Raw genomic sequence first — 17,953 nt, 5'->3', positions numbered from 1 at the left:
ATAGAAGCTTCATTCTGCAGACTCAGGAGGAGTCCAAATGCCAAAAGCCAGGAAGGCACAAATCTGCCTTGAAGATACGCCCTATTACCATTGTGTTTCCCGTTGTGTGCGCAGAGCCTATTTGTGTGGCGAAGACAAGTTAACCGGAACCAGTTACGAACATCGTCGCCAGTGGGTTGAAGACCGCATTCACTTTCTTTCCCAGATTTTTGCTATCGATGTCTGTGCCTATGCAGTGATGAGCAACCACACTCATCTGGTATTGCATATACATAAAGATTTATCTGACGGTTGGGATACCGAAGAAGTGATTCTCCGCTGGCACAGGCTCAGTAATGGCACCTTACTGAGTCACCAGTATTTGAATCCAGAACAACGACAGCAGATGCTTGAATCTCAGCTGTTCACGGTTGAGGAAACCGCCGATGTATGGCGGCAACGGCTGACGGATATCAGTTGGTTTATGCGCTATTTAAATGAGTACATAGCCAGAGAAGCCAATAAGGAAGATAAGTGCACAGGTCGCTTTTATTCGCCGCCATCCCTGGCGCTCACCCTTCGGGCCAGCTAAAGCTGTTCAAATTTTTTCCATAAAAATTTGTGGGAAGGTCGCTTTAAATCACAGGCCCTACTGGATGAAGCCGCGCTTGCAGCCTGCATGGCCTACGTGGACTTAAACCCCATCCGAGCCAAAATGGCTGAAACACCGGAAGAATCTGACCACACCAGTATTCAGTATCGCATCAATGCAGCCAAAGCAGGTAAAACACCCAAATACCTGACACCTTTTGCTGGCAATATCAAAGAGGATATGCCCCATGGTTTACCCTTTCACTTATCCGATTACCTGGAGCTGGTTGATATCACGGGCAGAGCTATCTTACCCAATAAACGTGGCTCCATTGAAGAATCAACACCGGCAATATTGGAACGCCTCAACCTCAAACCCCAGCAATGGCAGGAACTCACCACTCAATTCGAAAACTGTTTCCATCACGCCGCTGGCAGTGAATCTTACCTTGAAGCCTATCGGCATCGGCACAAGTTAAAACGACTCAGGGATAAAAACACAGCTATTCGATTATTTGGCTGACAATAAGCACTGAAAATTCAATTTTTTAACAGAATTATCGCAAGGTAAGGCCCTTTCATGTCTGAATCAGGCTCATTTGCAATTCCAGCGACCCCAATTCCTTTTTCTCTGCATTAAATCACCGCCTTTAAGACCATTTACAACTGTTCCGGGATACTAATCAGTAAACAACCAACAAAATCACGAAAACTGGTTCACCCCAACTTTAAGATGGATGTCCTGTTTTAGTTACTGTTTTAGTTACGGGATACTAATCAGTAAACAACCAACAAAATCACGAAAACTGGAGCACACCATTCTTAAGTTGGATGTCCTGTTTTAGTTCGGTTAGGTGTATATATGGCACCACACGAACTAATGTCTCTTAACATCTCTCGAATACCCTTTAGTAATCATGTAGAAAAATCCCACCATTGGCACAATAACGAACAATGCGGATATAAAAGAATCTAACGGAAGTTCCACAAACAATAAAATGCTTGCTCCATATGTAAAAAATAGGCCAAACCCAAGGTTGCTTAGTCTCCCTGACTTGATTTCTGTACCTCTCCAATTCACTCTGTATCTTTTAATAAATACAGCGCTCAAGGAGTACAAGCCGGCAAATAAAATAGGAAGGCTAATCAATTTTTCCATAACGAACCGAATGTATACACCTAACAATTCAATATCAACCCAACGGGTCGTTTTTCTGCCGATCACTGGGTCGTTTTTATTCTTGTGTAAATTGATAACAAATTTATCCAGACAATACCACCAAAGGCCTGCAATAAACTTTTCAATTGAATGGGTTTCCGACCAAAACGACCCGTTGGGTCGATTTCCTGACTATGGGAGAAAGTTGTTAACAACTGATGTTAAACAGTATTTACTATTGGTGGTAACAACCTTTAATTTAGCATATTTCCAGATGAACAATTGCCCCATACGGTAATTAGAGACAATCAGTAGGGCATGTTTAAATTGATATTTCGTTGCAGATTCCAGTGAATGATTAAAAATTTACTTAGTTAGCTCCACAACCAGCAATGGCAAACGTCTGCCAGGAATACTGCCGGAAGGTATGTCCCCAGTTTTCACCGCTCCCATTTTAAGATAAAACGCTTCGGCGTGAGGGTCGGAAGCGATAAGTAATTGTTCACCGCCTTGTGCACTTGCTGCGCTCAATAAATCCTGCCAAAGCCGTTGTCCAATGCCTTTGCCTATGTGCTCTGGCGAGACAAATAACGCTTCAAGTTCAAACTTGTTTGCGCTGAGTTTTTGCAGGCAATAAAAGCCAGCGATATGCCCAGCTAACAGGGCTTTTTTATAATACGAATCCCGATGCGCTAGCTTTTTTGGTGCAACCGCCAATTCAGCATAACAAGACTGCATAAAGTCTTGGCTGTAACCCCAATGCAGCTTGGACGCAACGGCGAGTTGGGTTAAGGATTCGCAATCTTTTACTGCCACCTCATACAGAGTGACTGACAGCTCATTATCAGTTTTAGTATCAGGCAAGAGCAAAATCCACTGCGGCGCTGGCATGAATATGTGTGGTGTCAAACAAAGGCAGGCCAGAGTGCTGCTGTTGAATTAATAAGCCTATTTCGGTGCAACCTAAAATAACACCTTCGGCACCGCGAAGTTTAAGGGCATCAATAATATTCAGGAACTGCTCTCGTGATTTTTCAGTAACCTGCCCTACGCAAAGCTCATTATAAATAACATCGTTAACCAGCTGTTGATCTGCGCTGTCGGGGACGATTACCTCAATACCAAAACGCTCTCTGATTCGGTCTTTGTAGAAAGCTTTTTGCATGGTAAACACCGTGCCCAGCAAAGCCACTTTTTGCTGTTGCTGTTCTTGCAATTGTTGTGCGGTAGCGTCGGCAATATGTAGTAATGGAATATTAATCGCCTCTGCCACCTGATCAGCCACAAGATGCATGGTATTGGTACAAATAAGTAAACAGTCAGCGCCGGCCGCCTCGATAAGTCGGGCCTCTTCGCTTAACAACTGTCCCATTTCCTGCCAGCGATCCTGCTTTTGCATCTCCGCAATTGGGGCGAAGTCCACACTGCGCATGGCAATTCTCGCGGAGCGCAAACCGCCCAGTTTAAGAGCTACCAATTCATTAATGTGCTGATAATATCCGACGGTGCTCTGCCAACTCATACCGCCTAACAAGCCGATGTTTTTCATCAAAACTCCTCTAACTTTCCGATTCAGAAGGCGGAAAATCGCTGCAACAAGGGGCTGATAAGCCGGTTTCATACCAGTTGGCTCTGTCATCCCAGAAGATGTTGTAATCAATTAAATCTTCTGGTGCATCATCCAGACTGCCAATAGGTACAAACATCCAGTCACCTGATTTACCCTTGAATGGAACCCCCGAGCCACATTGCTTGCAAAACGCATTGCTAAAGGCTCTGCCGGTTGGACATTGAAATTGAGTGATGCTGTTAATTCCACTGGTAAAGCTAACCGCTTCCGGGGAAATCTGCATATTACTGGCGTGGGCTGAGCCGGTTAGCTTGCGACATTGCTGACAATGGCAAAAATAACTGGCTTTAGGACTGCCTTTAACTTCAAAGCGCACAGCGCCACAATAGCAGCCGCCGGTTAATGTTAATTCAGTCATCTGAATTCCCCTGTTTTTCCTGTTGCTTCACCTGCTGCCACAACGCCTCCATTTCTTCCAGTGACATTGACTCTAAGCCTTGCTGTTCTTGAGCTAAGTTCTCTACCTGTCGAAATCGCTTTTCAAATTTGCGATTCGCCAGTAATAAAGCCTGCTCAGGATCCACCTTACAGTGTCGGGCGAGATTAAGAGTGGCAAACAACAGGTCGCCGATTTCTTCTTGCATAGCGACGCTATCCTGCTGTTCACTGGCCTCTAACACTTCGTCGATTTCTTCATGAATCTTGGCAGCCACCTGTTGCTTATCATCCCAGTCAAACCCTACCTTTGCACAGCGCTTTTGCAACTTAACCGCACGCTTTAGCGGTGCCATGCCTTTGGGAATATTGGCTAATATACTGGTATCCTCATCCTTGCCCTGTTCTAAGCGCTCTTGCTGCTTAATGGCTTCCCAATTGGCGTTTAACTCGGCCTCGCTATCAATGTTTGTGTTGCCAAACACGTGAGGATGCCGCCGAATTAATTTGTCGGCCACCTGTGCGGCAATAGCATCAAAATCAAAGGCCTGTTGCTCCTGTCCCAACCTGGCGTAAAACACCACCTGAAAGAGCAAATCTCCGAGCTCATCTTTGATATCCGCTAAATCTCCGGAAGCTATAGCATCAGCCACTTCATAAGCTTCTTCTATGGTGTAAGGCACTATGGTCTCAAACGTTTGCTCTTTGTCCCAGGGGCACCCCGAAACCGGGTCTCGCAGTTGCTCCATAACCCAAAGAATGCGATTTAATCCAGGATATTCATGATTTTGCATCGATGTGAAAGTTCTCTTTAATTAAGGAAGCTGTAATCTTAGCAATTACAGAAAAGGTCTTTTATAGCAACTCCAGTAAATATTTGCTTTAAAAGTTTACAGATAAACCGATATTCAGCCGACGATCAGCCCCAGCAGGATGAGTATTGATGTTGCCACCGGCGATATCAGGTTGATAGAGGGCTTCATTCAATGCATTGGTAACGTAAAGGCTTAAAAAGCTCTGCTCTGCGTCAAACCAGTCGACTGGATAACGGTAATGCAAGGTTAACTCAAATCGTTTGTCAGCTTCAGGATTGAGCATTTGTGCATTGGAGTAACGAATAGAGTTGGTATAGAAATCGTCTTGCGCATTTAAGAACAGACTGAGAGAGGCCCCTTGCTGAAAGGTTTTCACCGCCCCCACTTTAAACAACCAGTCTGGCATCAGTGTATAATTGTCGACGTCATCCGCGGAGTTTTGTTGCCAGGTGGCAGACATATCTAATTGCAGATCGGAGCTGAAAAAGTGTTTGAGTTCAAATTCAATCCCATGGGATTCCAGTCGTCCGGTATTAACGAAATCGATCACTCTGTCCGCAGCTCTTTCTCTGCCTATCAGATGTCTTAGCTTGCTGTGAAACCCTGAAATAGACCAGCGGCTCTGCTCAGTGTTGACGTAATACTGCAGTTCCAGTGTTTCAATTTCTTCAGGCGCAAGCGATGGATTACCGCGCAAACCGCCGCGGTTATTGCCCTGCTCATCACAACAAACCACTAAATCAAAGTGGGTTTCAACCGCATAAGCGGCCCGAAACGCTTCCCCCCATAATAGTTTCAAGCCACGCTGTGGGCTGAAAGACCAGTTTACTCCCCCGCGATAAACCCAATGGCCATCTACATCGGGCACTTTGTTGTACTGGATGCCAATAAAACCATTTAGCGTTTGATAGTCTTGTGTTTGAAATTGCAGGTAAGCATTTTGCCAGTTTCGGGAAAAATCAGGGATGGGGGCTTCGCGAAAACCGCTTTGAGTTGAGACTTTTTGATGCCAAAGTGTGGCACCAGCCAACAGATGGCCATTAAACAAATCCTGATGGTGCCAGGTGGTTTCCAGCAACCAGTTATCCGACGCCGCATCATAATTGTAATGACTAAAATCAGAGCCGCTGTAACTGACATTAGAATCGATATATTGCTGTTCGTTTAGGGTTAACTTGTATCCCAAATCCAGAGTAGACCTGGTGGATTTTACTCGCCTTTGGCTTTGTTCCGGTGCCCCTGCCCAACTGGAAACCGCCCCCCAAAAGTCTTGCTCAGTTTGCATCCAGGCCGCCGATAAACTGAATTCCCGATACTTCCCTGATACCACCAGACTTAGATTATCTTTACCCGCATTAAATGCGCCGAATTCGCCGCTATTATCCAGCGCACTATGACGCCAACCAGAATCCGTTTGCGCCTTACCACTGAGATTCCAATAACCGTCGAGGGTTTCCTCACCATAATTCATTTCCAGATTGCGGTTGCCCTCTTCACCTACACTAAAATCCAGAGACTTTTTGGCATGATTATGAGTAATAACATTGATCACCCCAAGAAACGCATTGCTACCATACAGTACCGAACCTGGCCCTCTGATAATTTCAATTTGTTGAATGCTGGAAACCGGAAACGCAGAATACATGGCAAAGTTTTGTCCGCCAGTAAAACTGTCCCTGAGTGGACGGCCATTGAGCAGCAATAACACTTCATTGTTGGAATGGGTTAATTGCGTGCCTCGAATCACTGCCAGGTTTTGCGGATAAAAGAAAGAGCCCATCATTTGCACACCCGGTAAGCGATCTAACACTTCAAAAAGTGTTTGTCCGCCGTAGAGTGCGATATCTGATTGAGTGATTATCGAAATAATAGCGGGCGACTGATCTTTGCTCTGCTCAAACTTCCCCGCTGTTTCAACATTCACATTTAACAAATCTTCAAAAGAAAAGTCAGCCAATTCGGTTACAGACTCTTCAGCTGAAACGAAAAAGGTGAAAAGAGCGCAAAAACTCAATATTGCCAAAGGGTTCATGCAATTTTTCTTAAGTTGAATCACTAAGTTAACACTAGGAGATAATGATGATTAGCGCGAATATTATTTAATGAAACTGGCATCAACCCGCGAGCAAACCAGTTCGTTTATCTAACTCTTCACTGCGCAGTGCATTATTTATCGCCACAGCTGAATAGGATGCAATGGACTCTATGCATTGACATTGTTCCGTATCCAACCCCTGAATTCGGGACATAAACAAGGATATTACGCCTATCACTTCACCTTCCAAGTGCAGCGGTACAATGAATATACTACTACTGTTTAGTTGCCTGGTCTGCGCTAACAGTTTCACCAGCGATTGATGCTGTTCCGGTTCAACGTATTGTTCAGCGCATCGTATCAAATCGAACAGGTATAGTGAGTTGCTCTGCTGCAATACCTGTTGCTCCAGGATATTCAAAACCTGAATGGCCGGTTCATCCATGCCAGCCCTTCCCGGCAGTTGCCGAATCATTTGTGAAACCGGCTTACCATCGCGCAGCAGTATCACTCTGAACACCTCGACATTAGCCAGTTTGGCTATGTTGCTATAAACAACGTCGAGGATATCGTTGAGATTTCGTTTACGTGAAATAGTCTGGCCAATCGTTGTTAACAGGCTCAGATGACTGGACACTTTTCGAAAATGCTCTGCACGTCTTTCTGAGCTTTTTGCTTCTCTGACTAAACTTAACAAACCCGACAATGTAAAGAGTGCTGCCGCCGTTTTAAAGCCATTTTCCAGCAATGCCGGCCAGTAACGCACCACAAAAAACTCATCCATAAAGTCGGCACTACCGCCAACAAATAAGCAGAGCATTGCTGCCACCAGACGAATTTTGGTACTTTCATGATGATTTGAGCGTGCAATAAAGGTAGCGAAAAAGCCCGCCATAACCACGGTACTGGCTTCCCCAATCACATCCAGTACATCAATCTCGGTCGAGGGAATTGCGGGGAACATCACTATCACAAAGACACACCAAACCAGGCTGATGACCAACATCAACCACAATGCCTTTGTGATAAACAACTGCCGATGAGACACAGAGAGCAATCCAAATGAAACAGAGCCACAGTTCAGCATTGAACTATGTCATTTCAATGAAATCCCAACAAATTGGCTTAATGCTCTATGCGCTTAACTTCCAGAACGTTGCGAATTTTTTCCAGTTTAGTCATCAGGCGGGCCAGTGAATTCAAATCTTTCACTTCCAAAGTGAGAGTGATATTGGCGGTATGATCCTGCTCATGACTTTCACTGTGCACCCCTAATAAGGAAACTTTTTCGTTCCCAAGAATAGTAGTGATCTCTCGCAGAATTCCGTCTCTGTCGTAGCAGAAGATATCCACTTTCGTTTTGAATGCGCCTTTAACCTCATGGGACCAGTTAACTTCAATACCCCGTTCAGGATTTTGAGTTAGCATGGCTGAAAGCTGCTCGCAATCTTTCTTGTGCACACTCACACCTCGGCCCATAGTGATATAACCATAGACGGGATCACCGGGCAAAGGCTGGCAGCAACCCGCCAACACGGACATCAGATTACCCACGCCTTCCACAACAATTTGATCGCCAGGGCTGACGGCCTTAGACGCCTTGGTTTTAACTCGGGGATCGATATCAGGCTTGGGGTTATTCTTTTGCTGTAAATGGTTAATAACCTGCATAACGCCGACATCACCGCCACCCACAGCGACATATAAGTCTTCTAACGAGTTAACGTTAAAGCGGTCATGCACATCATTGAGCATGTCTTTGTCCAGACGCGCTTTAACAATCTCGTTAAACAGCATGTCTTTACCGGCCTGCAGGTTTTTATCTTTGTCCTGCTTTTTAAACCAGGTGGCAATTTTGGCCCGTGCTCGACTGGAAAGCACATAACCCATGCTGGAGTTCATCCAATCCCGGCTCGGATTGGCGCGCTTGCCGGTGAGGATCTCCACCTGGTCCCCCGTGCGCAATTGATAGGTTAATGGCACGATACGACCGGATATTTTTGCCCCGTTACAACGGTGGCCGACATTAGTGTGTACGTAATAGGCAAAGTCCAGCGGGGTGCTGCCTTTGGGTAAATCTATGATGTCGCCTTTCGGGGTAAACACATACACCCGATCATCAAACACCTGGCTGCGTAACTCTTCAACAATATCCCCGGACTCAGACATATCATCTTGCCATGCCAGTATTTTGCGCAACCAGTTAATTTTATCTTCAAAGCTGTCGCTACCGCCGCTTTTACCCTCTTTGTACTTCCAGTGGGCCGCTACACCCAGCTCGGCATCATCGTGCATTTTCTGAGTGCGCACCTGGACTTCAATGGTTTTGCCTTCAGGCCCGACAATGACGGTATGGATGGACTGATAACCGTTGGGCTTTGGTGTAGCGATATAGTCATCAAATTCACGCGGGATATGTTGCCAACTGGCATGAACTGCCCCCAGCACGGTATAACAATCCTGCAAGGCGTCAGCTATGATGCGCACCGCTCTGATATCAAACAACTGCTCGAAGGTCAGCCCTTTGTTTTGCATCTTCTTCCAGATGCTGTAGATGTGCTTAGGCCTGCCATAGACCTTAGCCTTAATACCCTGCTCATCTAACTGCTGCTGCATGGAATCGACAAAATGTTCGATATAGTCTTGTCGTTCCTTGCGCTTTTCCCGCAACATCTTAGCAATGTGGGTGTAAGATTCAGGGTGCAGATAACGGAAAGAAAGATCTTCCAGCTCCCATTTCAGCTGACCAATCCCGAGGCGATTGGCTAACGGCGCATAAATGCTGGCGCACTCTCGGGCGGTCATAACCCGGGTTTCTTCATCGGCGTTTTTCACCTGACGCAACTTAATGATGCGCTCCGCCAGTTTGATCACCACCGCCCGGACATCCTGAACCATAGACAGTAACATGCGACGGATGTTGTCGATTTGTCCTTCATCGGCTTTGATATACTGACTGGAGTGCAGGGTTCTGATGGCGCTCATACGACGCACGCCCTGCACCAATGCCTGGATTTCAGGTGAAAATTGTTCTGCGATTTCCTCTTCGGAAAGCTCTCGCATTTGACAATAGGTATACACAAAGGAGGCCAGCATGGTCTCGTCATCCATCTGCAATTCTTGCAGCATTTCCACCATTTCCTGCCCTATCAGCAGAATTTCCGGTTGCTCAAGGATTGTAGCCAGCTTTTCTTTGGTGCTGTCAGACACTTTCAGGTTATCCAACCACTCTTCAAATCCCGGGCGGATTTCACTGTGGACCGTTCTGACTGACACCATTATGCAACTGTCTCCTTTGTTTTCATTCCAGGCTAAACAAGCCCATCATCTCAGTGTGCGAGGTTTGCGGGAACATATCAATTAAAGATAATTTAGTTAATTGATAGTTTGCCGCCAGTAATTTAGCAATATCTCTGCCGAAAGTCGCCGGATTGCAGGACACGTAAAGTATTCGCTTTGGCGCTATTTTAATGAGCTGTTCAACCGCCAGCAAAGCCCCTGCTCGCGCGGGATCCAGCAATACTTTATTACAGTTTAGCTCAGTCATTTTGCGCAATGTTTCAGGCGCGTTCAAATCCCCTGAAATAAATCGAACATTGGCAATGCCATTCGCCAGTGCATTGGCCGAGGCTCTTTGCACCATTTCGGGTACGCCCTCAAATCCGGTTACCGATTGCACTTTTTGGGCTAGCGGTAAAGTAAAATTACCAACACCACAAAACAAGTCCAAAACCTTATCCTGTGGCTCCAGATTTAACCAATCCAGCGCCTGTACCATCATCTGTTGATTGATTTGCGGGTTAACCTGAACAAAATCTTCGGCGTTTGCCTGAAATAGCAATGGGGTCTGAGCCTGAATTTGCAATGCATAAGTTACCAGCGAGGTAGGTGCATTTAGCGCTTCGGTCTGATTCTCCCCTCGATCCAGGATAACAATACAGCTATGCTGTTCACCGAAACCCATCAGGATTTGACGATCTGCCTCGTTTAAATTCTGGGTAAATCGCAGACTGACATAAACCCGGGCTTGTAACTCTGCGTCACATCCTTCAAACAGGCTAACATGTCCCAATTGTTTGATGCTTTTTAAACTCACCAACACTGACTGCAATGGCGCGATAAGCTGTTGAATCGCCGGTGTCGCAATTTGACAATCGGTTAAGTTAAAGACCTGGTTGTCACGGTCCCGAAAACCAATGCGAACATCTGTTGCTTTACGGGCATCAACGGCAAGTCTGAGTTTTCGTCTGTAGCCGATGTGCGTTGCTGACAACGGGTTTTGCCAGGGTAGATGCTCTGCTTCAATACTGGTAAAGCGTTGTAAAAGCTGTCCAACAGCCGCTTGTTTTTGCTGCACTAAAAAGTCTTCATCAGCGTATTGAGTCTGACAACCACCACATATTTCAAAGTGCTGACAAAAGGGCGTTTTTCGATAAGGGGATGCCTCCAGTACTTTACGTACATGGGCTTTGGCAATGTTCTTTTGCCGGTCGGTTTCCTGTATTTCGCACAATTCTCCGGGTAAGCCCCCAGTAACAAATGTCACCGGAGAACCGGGCACCACGCCTTTGGCTTCGTGATCCAGATGATCAATTGACACCTGCGATACACGCCCGTTCTGCGAGGTACGCTTTTTAGCTCGTCCTTTGTTACCTGTTGATTTGCGATTGCCGCCGCGGAATACCTGTACCATAGCGTTTGCAATTAACCCTGATGACGAGCTTCTTGCATTAATGAACGCATATCTGCCACCGCTTTAGCCAAACCATCAAAGGCCGCACGAGCGATAATGGCGTGACCAATATTCAGCTCTATAAGTTGAGGAATAGCCGCAATAGGTTTGACATTATGATAGTGCAGACCATGACCAGCATTGACTTTCAGGCCCACAGACGCGGCATATTCAATACCGGTTTTTAACTTGTCCAGTTCAACTAATTGTTCGCGCTCGGAACTCGCTTCTGCATATTGGCCGGTGTGTATTTCAATATACTCAGCTCCGGTAGCTTTGGCGGCATCAATCTGTGCCTGGTCAGCGTCGATAAAAAGCGAGACGATAATGCCATTTTGCGTCAACTCCTGCGTGGCTTTTTTCACCCGTTCAAAACCGCCCACTACGTCCAGTCCACCTTCAGTGGTTAACTCTTCTCGCTTTTCTGGCACCAGACAACAAAAAGTGGGCGCGACTTCTTTTGCGATGGCCACCATTTCATCGGTTACCGCCATTTCCAGATTCAGCCGAGTGTTAATAGTTTCTTTTAAGATGCGCACATCTCTGTCGTTGATATGGCGGCGATCTTCGCGCAAATGTACGGTAATACCATCGGCTCCGGCGCGCTCAGCGATGTCTGCGGCATGCACCGGGTCAGGGTAATGGGTGCCACGGGCGTTGCGTATTGTGGCAATATGATCAATGTTTACGCCCAAAAATATCTCGTTCATGATTACTACTCTTTTCCGCTTTGTTGCGCAGTTTACAGGGGTTTTTGAAATAACTCCCGACTCTTTAAGGGTTTATTACCCAAATAAGGTGAAAGTGCCAGCCGGGTAAAGTACTTTGCAACTTTCAATGCTTGAGGCGACCAGTCCCGTTGGCCTATCGCCAGAATATGCTCACCTGAAAAACGCTGTTTACTGCCTTCAGAGGCGAGACAAAACCCTTGCTCTAACACAAAGTCATAATATTTATCGGCTTCAATTGGCTGGTCAGTCACCGCATCCGTAGCAAAATCATAGCTGCTACCTAATTCATCCAACAAAAACAGTTCAAACTCTCTCAGTACTGGCTCAGCTTGCTCTTCGTCAGCCAGCCGCCTGAGGGTGTGTTGATAATAGCGAAAGCCGGTTTCGAACGGCTCTTCATGAGGTAGCAACCGCACCAGCACTTCGTTGCAATACATTGCACAAAATAACCCTGTGCCTTTCAGTGGTATGGGGTTGTGCAGTGCTTCGCTGGCATAGCCTGATTTTAGTTCGCCTTTACCAGTCAGGCGGGTAGAGAACAAGGTAAACGCCTGAGTTAAGCCTTTGAATTTATTGCTTTTGCCATACACGCCTTTGGCGACATAACGGATCTTGCCTAACTCAAGGCTAAAGCCCGTAACCAGCGCACTGGTTTCCTTATAGGGCGTGGCATGCAGAACATAATGCTCAACTAAAAAATCAGACATAAGGGCGCTACTTTCCGCCTCAGGTTATGAGGTGCGCAAACGCACGACTCGCATATACTCAAACTCAATCCCTGCCACTTCTTCCGTATCCGGATAGTAAGTGAGGTTGACTCTTGCCCCGGTTAAATTTTTATAACGCTTTTTGCGGCGATATTTAAAAGGCACATCCACAGATTCCAACATCAATGTGTGTAATATCCAGTCGCCATCTTCGCGCTGAACATGAGACACCACTTTGCGCTCTTCTGAATGCGTGAGCGCTTCGTGTTGCTCCAGAAGTTTTTTAGTTTGTTTTTCCATAACCAAACCTACTGGCTGGCCTGTTTGGCAAAATTAGCCAGCGCGCCACTGATTTTTTCCAACACCGGATAACAAGGGTTATCCATATCAATACCGTGTCTGTTGGCCAGGTACAAAGGATCATTATAGGCTAGCCAAACCTTACCCTGTACGTCTTGCCAAACCAGCACCTTCTGCGGCAAATCAAGGGCAATGGTACGTTGGCACTGCATCAATGGCGTTCCAATTTCCGGGTTACCAAAAATCAATAACTGGGTGTCAGTCAGGTTTTTACCGACACTTTTTGCCCCTTTACTGTGATCAATTCGGGCAAAAATGGTCATACCTTTGGATTCCAGTAAAGCACTCAGTTTATCAACCGTTTGAGTCACTGAATGGGCGCTTTCTCGCCAAATCATGCCTTCCCCGGCTGTTACACTCAGGCTCAGCAGAACTAAGCTTAACAATGCGATTCGCAACATAATATTAATCTCCAATTCCTTAAATTGCTTCCAGAGCATCCACCAATAATTGCACAGATTGTCGTCCCCGGAACTCATTAACATCTAATTTATATACCAACTGTACTTGTTTGCAGGCGGAATTAGGCCACTTACTTAATTCCACATTAAACGCAATTGCATCCAGCAAACAACCATCAGCGCTTTTCACCTGCATTTTCAGGTGCTTTTCACCCACAATGCGTTGCTCCAGTAAGCTGAATACACCGTCAAATTGCGGCTCTGGAAAGGCCTGTCCCCAGGGACCTGCTGCGCGCAGCATTTGTGCAAATTCAAGGTTTAATTCATGACGACTGAGTTCGCCGTCAGTGATAATTTCCCCGGTGAGCGCTTCAGGTGCTAACCATTCCCGACACAGACTGTTAAATACCTGATTAAACTGATGAAAATCCTCTGTTTTAATCGATAGTCCAGCCGCTGCGGCATGGCCGCCAAATTTCAGGATCAAATCAGGATAACGATTATTGAGCTCCTCCAATAAATCCCGAAAGTGCAAACCAGGAATAGAGCGGCCTGAGCCTTTTAATGTTTTTTCGTCTTGTTGGGCAAATGCGATAACCGGGCGAAAATACTTGTCTTTAATGCGGCCAGCCAATATGCCCACTATGCCCTGATGCCAGTGAGGCTCGTACAAAGCAATACCTTCCGGCAATTGCTCCCCCGTTAACTGCATTTCTTCCAGAATGAATTGCGCTTCTTGCTGCATGTCGGCTTCGATACTGCGGCGTTCCTGATTGAGCTGGTCCAGTTGTAGCGCCATTCGCCTCGCCACAGCCGTATTATCTGCCAACAGGCATTGAATGCCCACTGTCATATCATCCAGACGGCCCGCGGCATTAAGTCTTGGACCAACAGCAAACGCCAGGTCACTAGCCACAATCCCAGCCTGATTGCGATTCGCCAATTCCAGCAGCGCGCTGATACCAGGGCGGCATTGTCCAGCCCGGATACGCTGGATCCCCTGATGTACTAAGATGCGATTATTGCTGTCCAGTGGCACCACATCTGCAACTGTGCCCAGAGCCACCAGGTCCAGCAGAGTGCCTAGGTTAGGTTTACTTAACCCCAACTCTGCAAACAGGTTTTGTTGCTCAAAATAACCGCGCAACGCCACCAGCAGGTAAAAGGCCACTCCGACCCCTGCCAGATTTTTAGAAGGAAAAGCGCAAGACTTTAGATTGGGATTAACGATGGCGGCGGCTTGTGGCAACTCTTCTCCGGGCAGATGATGATCAGTGATAATCACCGGGATCCCCAACTCATTGGCGCGTTTAACCCCCTGAATACTGGAAATACCATTATCAACAGTGAGTAGCAATTGCGCGCCCTGCTCTGCCGCCACATCAACGATCTCCGGACTTAACCCATATCCAAAATCAAAACGATTGGGCACCAAAAAGTCCACCTGATTAAAACCAAACCAGGGTAAACCCAACAGCAATAACGCACTGCTGGTAGCGCCATCGGCATCGAAGTCACCAATAATGGTGATTTTCTGCTTGTTGCTTAAAGCCTGGTGCAGTATCTCCACGGCTTTATCGACACCGGATAACTGTTTGAAGTGATGCAGTCCGGAAGCCTGATATTGCAGGTCTTTTTCCTGCTCCACGCCTCGGGCGGCAAATAGCCTGATCATGGCTTCAGGCCAGTCTTTGAGAAGGGGTAAGGTATTGGGAAGCGGACGTCTGGTAATATTTAGCATGAAGATTTCAATTATTAATGGTGATCAAAAAAGGCCAGCGAACTGGCCTCAATAAAAGTGATGTTATACCCAAACTACATCAAGATGCCTGCTTCAGAGCTATCACAGCGCTTTCAGTACAAGGCGCACTTGAGAAGGAATGTCGGCTACCTTTCAAACAAGTGCAACACCGTAATGGAAGCGCTGTGAAGCTCCCGAAGGGCGGGGCCTAAAAGCATTTATGCGGCGTCAAATTGTATCGACGTGAGAACAACCATGCCATCTCCAATTTACCTTGCCTAAATCCTTTTATTCGCCCGCTGAAGTCGAGTATCTTGAGGTAGTTTGGGTATAGATCACATTTCCGCTAACACTTTGGCCATATCTGCAGCAGGTCGATAGCCAGGTTGCAGCAAGCCATTGTCAAAAATAATAGCCGGTGTACTGGATATCCCGACACTTTGGGCAAACTGGAATTGCTCTGCAACACTGTTTTCACAGGTCTTGGCGGCGACACTGCCACCTAACTTACCATTGGTCATGGCAGCTTGTGGATCTTCTGCACACCAGATAGACACTAAATCATCGTAGGACTGACTGCCTAAGCCACCTCTGGGATAAGCAAGGTAACGCACGGTTATGCCTTTGGCGTTATAGTCGTCAATTTCTTTGTGTAACTTGCGGCAGTAACCACAAGTGATATCGGTAAAGATGGTAATCGCATACTTTTCATCTTTCGCTTTAAACTCAATGACATCATCAGCAAATTGCGGCAAACCGGATTTACGCATACCTGAAAGGGCTTCTTCTGTCTCATTGCGCATTTCCTGATCCAGGTTGTAAATGCGGCCATGTAATAGATATTTGGCATCTTCGCTGACGTAAAACAAACCTCTGTCAGTCATAACCTGCAGCACACCGTCAACGGGTGAATTAGCGATGCTGGTTACCGACATCTGCAATAACGTTTCAATTTTCGATTTAACTGCGCTTTGGGCATCTTCCTGCGCCGATGCTGAAGCTCCGGAGAATAATATTACGAGCCCTAAAGCCTTAATCCAATTTCTCATATAGTACTTAATCCACCTGTTGTCTGAGGAACATTATCTTTGTTTATATAGACCCCAGTTACGCAAATAAATTGCAAAAAAATGATGATGGCATCAATCCAGTTGATGCGACGCCCTAGTCTAGAGCATATTAAAACAGAATTCAGCCCCTTGGATGGTGCTGAGCCACCAACTTTTGCAATCTTTCTGTTGCGACATGTGTATAAATTTGGGTGGTGGACAAATCACTGTGGCCCAACAGCATCTGTACAACCCGCAAATCAGCGCCGTGATTCAATAAATGGGTAGCAAAGGCATGGCGCAATGTGTGAGGCGATAATTCCGCTTTAATACCTGCTTTTTTGGCATAAAATTTAATGCGATGCCAGAAGGTTTGCCGGGTCATCTGGACACCGCGACTGCTGGGAAACAAAACGTCCACGTTCTGCTTTAGCAACAGTCCTCGGCCCTGGCGCATAAAACGCTCTATCCATTCAACGGCATCTTCTCCCATTGGCACCAGACGTTCTTTATTGCCCTTTCCTGTCACCCGAATAACACCCTGTTGCAAGCTCACCTGGTTCAGTTGCAACCCCGTAAGTTCTGACACCCTCAGGCCTGAAGCATACAGTAGTTCTAACATTGCTTTGTCCCTGAGCTGCACCGGATCTTCATCGGTATCCGGGGCATTCAGCAATGCGTCCACCTGTTTTTCGGTAAGGGCTTTGGGTAAAGACTTTGGTAATTTGGGATTTTGAATCAAGGATATGGGGTCATCTTCTCGTAAACCGTTTTCCTGACACCAGTGCAAGAAAGCTCGTAAACTGCTCAGATAGCGGGCTGTGCTGCGCTCCGACAAATTCTTATCGTATCTGTGTCCCAGATACTCATGCACCTGATATTGATCAAATTCCACCAGCGAAAAATCACTGTGTTGTTGAGTGAGAAACTCCGCCATCTTTACCAGATCCGTACGATAGGATGTGAGTGTATTGGCACTGAGTCCTTTTTCCACCCAGATACTATCCAGAAAATCCTCTATGATTTGTAGATTAGTATCGTCCAGATGCGACTTTTTGGTGGATTTCGGCATAGTGAGCAATGAATAAAGTATGTAAACAGCGATTATGCTGTGCCACAGAAGCAATGCAAATATTTCGTAAAAAATCATGTATCGCCACAAAAAAGCTGCTTATAAAAGCAACAAAACTGCTAAGCTATGGGTGTTTTTCAACCCAACTCACGAGAAATGTAGATGCAACTTGGTAAGTTTTGCTTGAGCCTGTCAGTCACCGATATCAACAAATCAAAAAGCTTTTACGAAAAACTCGGCTTCTCTGCTGTACCTAGCTGTGGCTCCGTAGAAGCCAATTGGTTGATAATGCAAAATGGCAGCAACATGATAGGCCTGTTTCAGGGCATGTTTGAAGGCAATATCTTTACTTTTAATCCAAAAGACGTACATCAGATCCAGGACGACCTGAAATCCAAAGGTATTCAGTTGGACAAAGAAGCCTCAGCAGATGAAGGCCCCTCACATATCATGTTTCGCGATCCTGACGGCAATGTCATCATGTTGGATCAAATCTAGCCGCAACGCATGTGATAACTGGAAAGATAAGGCATTTTTCTTTACACTGCGGCGCCCTGTAAGCAACCAGAGATAAGC

The 17,953-nt window shown here is 46.2% G+C and carries 16 protein-coding genes and 1 pseudogene; 2 read left to right on the top strand and 15 right to left on the bottom strand.

The genetic code is table 11. The features are described from left to right. The first annotated feature begins 37 nt into the window (after nucleotides 1-37). A pseudogene (locus tag ACXAD8_RS21310) lies at nucleotides 38-1,093 on the top strand (transposase). A 1,002-nt stretch (nucleotides 1,094-2,095) separates the two neighbouring features. On the opposite strand, the gene ACXAD8_RS21305 reads toward ACXAD8_RS21310, so the two are convergent. The 15 genes from ACXAD8_RS21305 to xerD form a co-directional block, all read right to left on the bottom strand. Further along, a complete protein-coding gene (locus ACXAD8_RS21305) occupies nucleotides 2,096-2,593 on the bottom strand; it encodes a GNAT family N-acetyltransferase (RefSeq protein WP_475232245.1) in 498 nt (165 codons plus the stop codon). Further along, nucleotides 2,586-3,278, bottom strand: a complete 693-nt coding sequence (locus ACXAD8_RS21300; protein WP_475232243.1) for an aspartate/glutamate racemase family protein — start codon at nucleotides 3,276-3,278, stop codon at nucleotides 2,586-2,588. The genes ACXAD8_RS21305 and ACXAD8_RS21300 overlap by 8 nt, the downstream gene beginning before the upstream one ends. Before the next feature lie 10 nt (nucleotides 3,279-3,288). After that, nucleotides 3,289-3,717, bottom strand: a complete 429-nt coding sequence (locus ACXAD8_RS21295) for a GFA family protein (protein ID WP_475232241.1) — start codon at nucleotides 3,715-3,717, stop codon at nucleotides 3,289-3,291. Continuing rightward, nucleotides 3,710-4,528, bottom strand: coding sequence for a nucleoside triphosphate pyrophosphohydrolase (mazG, locus tag ACXAD8_RS21290; protein WP_475232238.1), 819 nt, complete (start codon nucleotides 4,526-4,528; stop codon nucleotides 3,710-3,712). The genes ACXAD8_RS21295 and mazG overlap by 8 nt, the downstream gene beginning before the upstream one ends. An 88-nt stretch (nucleotides 4,529-4,616) precedes the next feature. Then, a complete protein-coding gene (locus ACXAD8_RS21285; RefSeq protein ID WP_475232236.1) occupies nucleotides 4,617-6,581 on the bottom strand; it encodes a TonB-dependent receptor plug domain-containing protein in 1,965 nt (654 codons plus the stop codon). Between the two features lie 82 nt (nucleotides 6,582-6,663). Further along, nucleotides 6,664-7,632 (bottom strand): GAF domain-containing protein, encoded by a 969-nt coding sequence (locus ACXAD8_RS21280; RefSeq protein WP_475232234.1) that lies wholly within the window; start codon nucleotides 7,630-7,632, stop codon nucleotides 6,664-6,666. Nucleotides 7,633-7,709: 77 nt separating this feature from the next. Continuing rightward, a complete protein-coding gene (relA, locus tag ACXAD8_RS21275; RefSeq protein WP_475232232.1) occupies nucleotides 7,710-9,863 on the bottom strand; it encodes a GTP diphosphokinase in 2,154 nt (717 codons plus the stop codon). 22 nt (nucleotides 9,864-9,885) lie between these two features. Beyond that, nucleotides 9,886-11,277, bottom strand: coding sequence for a 23S rRNA (uracil(1939)-C(5))-methyltransferase RlmD (gene rlmD, locus ACXAD8_RS21270; RefSeq protein ID WP_475232230.1), 1,392 nt, complete (start codon nucleotides 11,275-11,277; stop codon nucleotides 9,886-9,888). Nucleotides 11,278-11,288: 11 nt separating this feature from the next. After that, nucleotides 11,289-12,026: a pyridoxine 5'-phosphate synthase gene (pdxJ, locus tag ACXAD8_RS21265; RefSeq protein ID WP_475232228.1), complete on the bottom strand. Its 738-nt coding sequence runs from the start codon at nucleotides 12,024-12,026 to the stop codon at nucleotides 11,289-11,291. Between the two features lie 32 nt (nucleotides 12,027-12,058). Continuing rightward, a complete protein-coding gene (gene recO / locus ACXAD8_RS21260) occupies nucleotides 12,059-12,754 on the bottom strand; it encodes a DNA repair protein RecO (protein ID WP_475232227.1) in 696 nt (231 codons plus the stop codon). A 24-nt stretch (nucleotides 12,755-12,778) separates the two neighbouring features. Continuing rightward, complete coding sequence (locus tag ACXAD8_RS21255) at nucleotides 12,779-13,054, bottom strand: hypothetical protein (RefSeq protein WP_475232225.1); 276 nt, start codon at nucleotides 13,052-13,054, stop codon at nucleotides 12,779-12,781. An 8-nt stretch (nucleotides 13,055-13,062) separates the two neighbouring features. Next, nucleotides 13,063-13,515: a DUF302 domain-containing protein gene (locus ACXAD8_RS21250; RefSeq protein ID WP_475232224.1), complete on the bottom strand. Its 453-nt coding sequence runs from the start codon at nucleotides 13,513-13,515 to the stop codon at nucleotides 13,063-13,065. Between the two features lie 19 nt (nucleotides 13,516-13,534). Beyond that, on the bottom strand, nucleotides 13,535-15,256 hold the full coding sequence (gene recJ / locus ACXAD8_RS21245; RefSeq protein ID WP_475232222.1) for a single-stranded-DNA-specific exonuclease RecJ: 1,722 nt from the start codon (nucleotides 15,254-15,256) through the stop codon (nucleotides 13,535-13,537). A gap of 335 nt (nucleotides 15,257-15,591) precedes the next feature. After that, a complete protein-coding gene (locus ACXAD8_RS21240; RefSeq protein ID WP_475232220.1) occupies nucleotides 15,592-16,305 on the bottom strand; it encodes a thioredoxin fold domain-containing protein in 714 nt (237 codons plus the stop codon). Between the two features lie 142 nt (nucleotides 16,306-16,447). Further along, nucleotides 16,448-17,377 carry a site-specific tyrosine recombinase XerD gene (xerD, locus tag ACXAD8_RS21235; RefSeq protein WP_475233050.1) on the bottom strand — a complete coding sequence of 310 codons (930 nt, stop codon included), beginning with the start codon at nucleotides 17,375-17,377 and terminating at the stop codon, nucleotides 16,448-16,450. A gap of 162 nt (nucleotides 17,378-17,539) precedes the next feature. Between xerD and ACXAD8_RS21230 the strand changes: the two genes are divergently transcribed. Then, nucleotides 17,540-17,875, top strand: coding sequence for a VOC family protein (locus ACXAD8_RS21230; RefSeq protein ID WP_475232218.1), 336 nt, complete (start codon nucleotides 17,540-17,542; stop codon nucleotides 17,873-17,875). Nucleotides 17,876-17,953: the final 78 nt, after the last annotated feature.

The sequence above is a fragment of the Planctobacterium sp. AWH2_060 genome (assembly GCF_056158425.1).
This window is presented reverse-complemented; position numbering and strand designations above follow the sequence as displayed.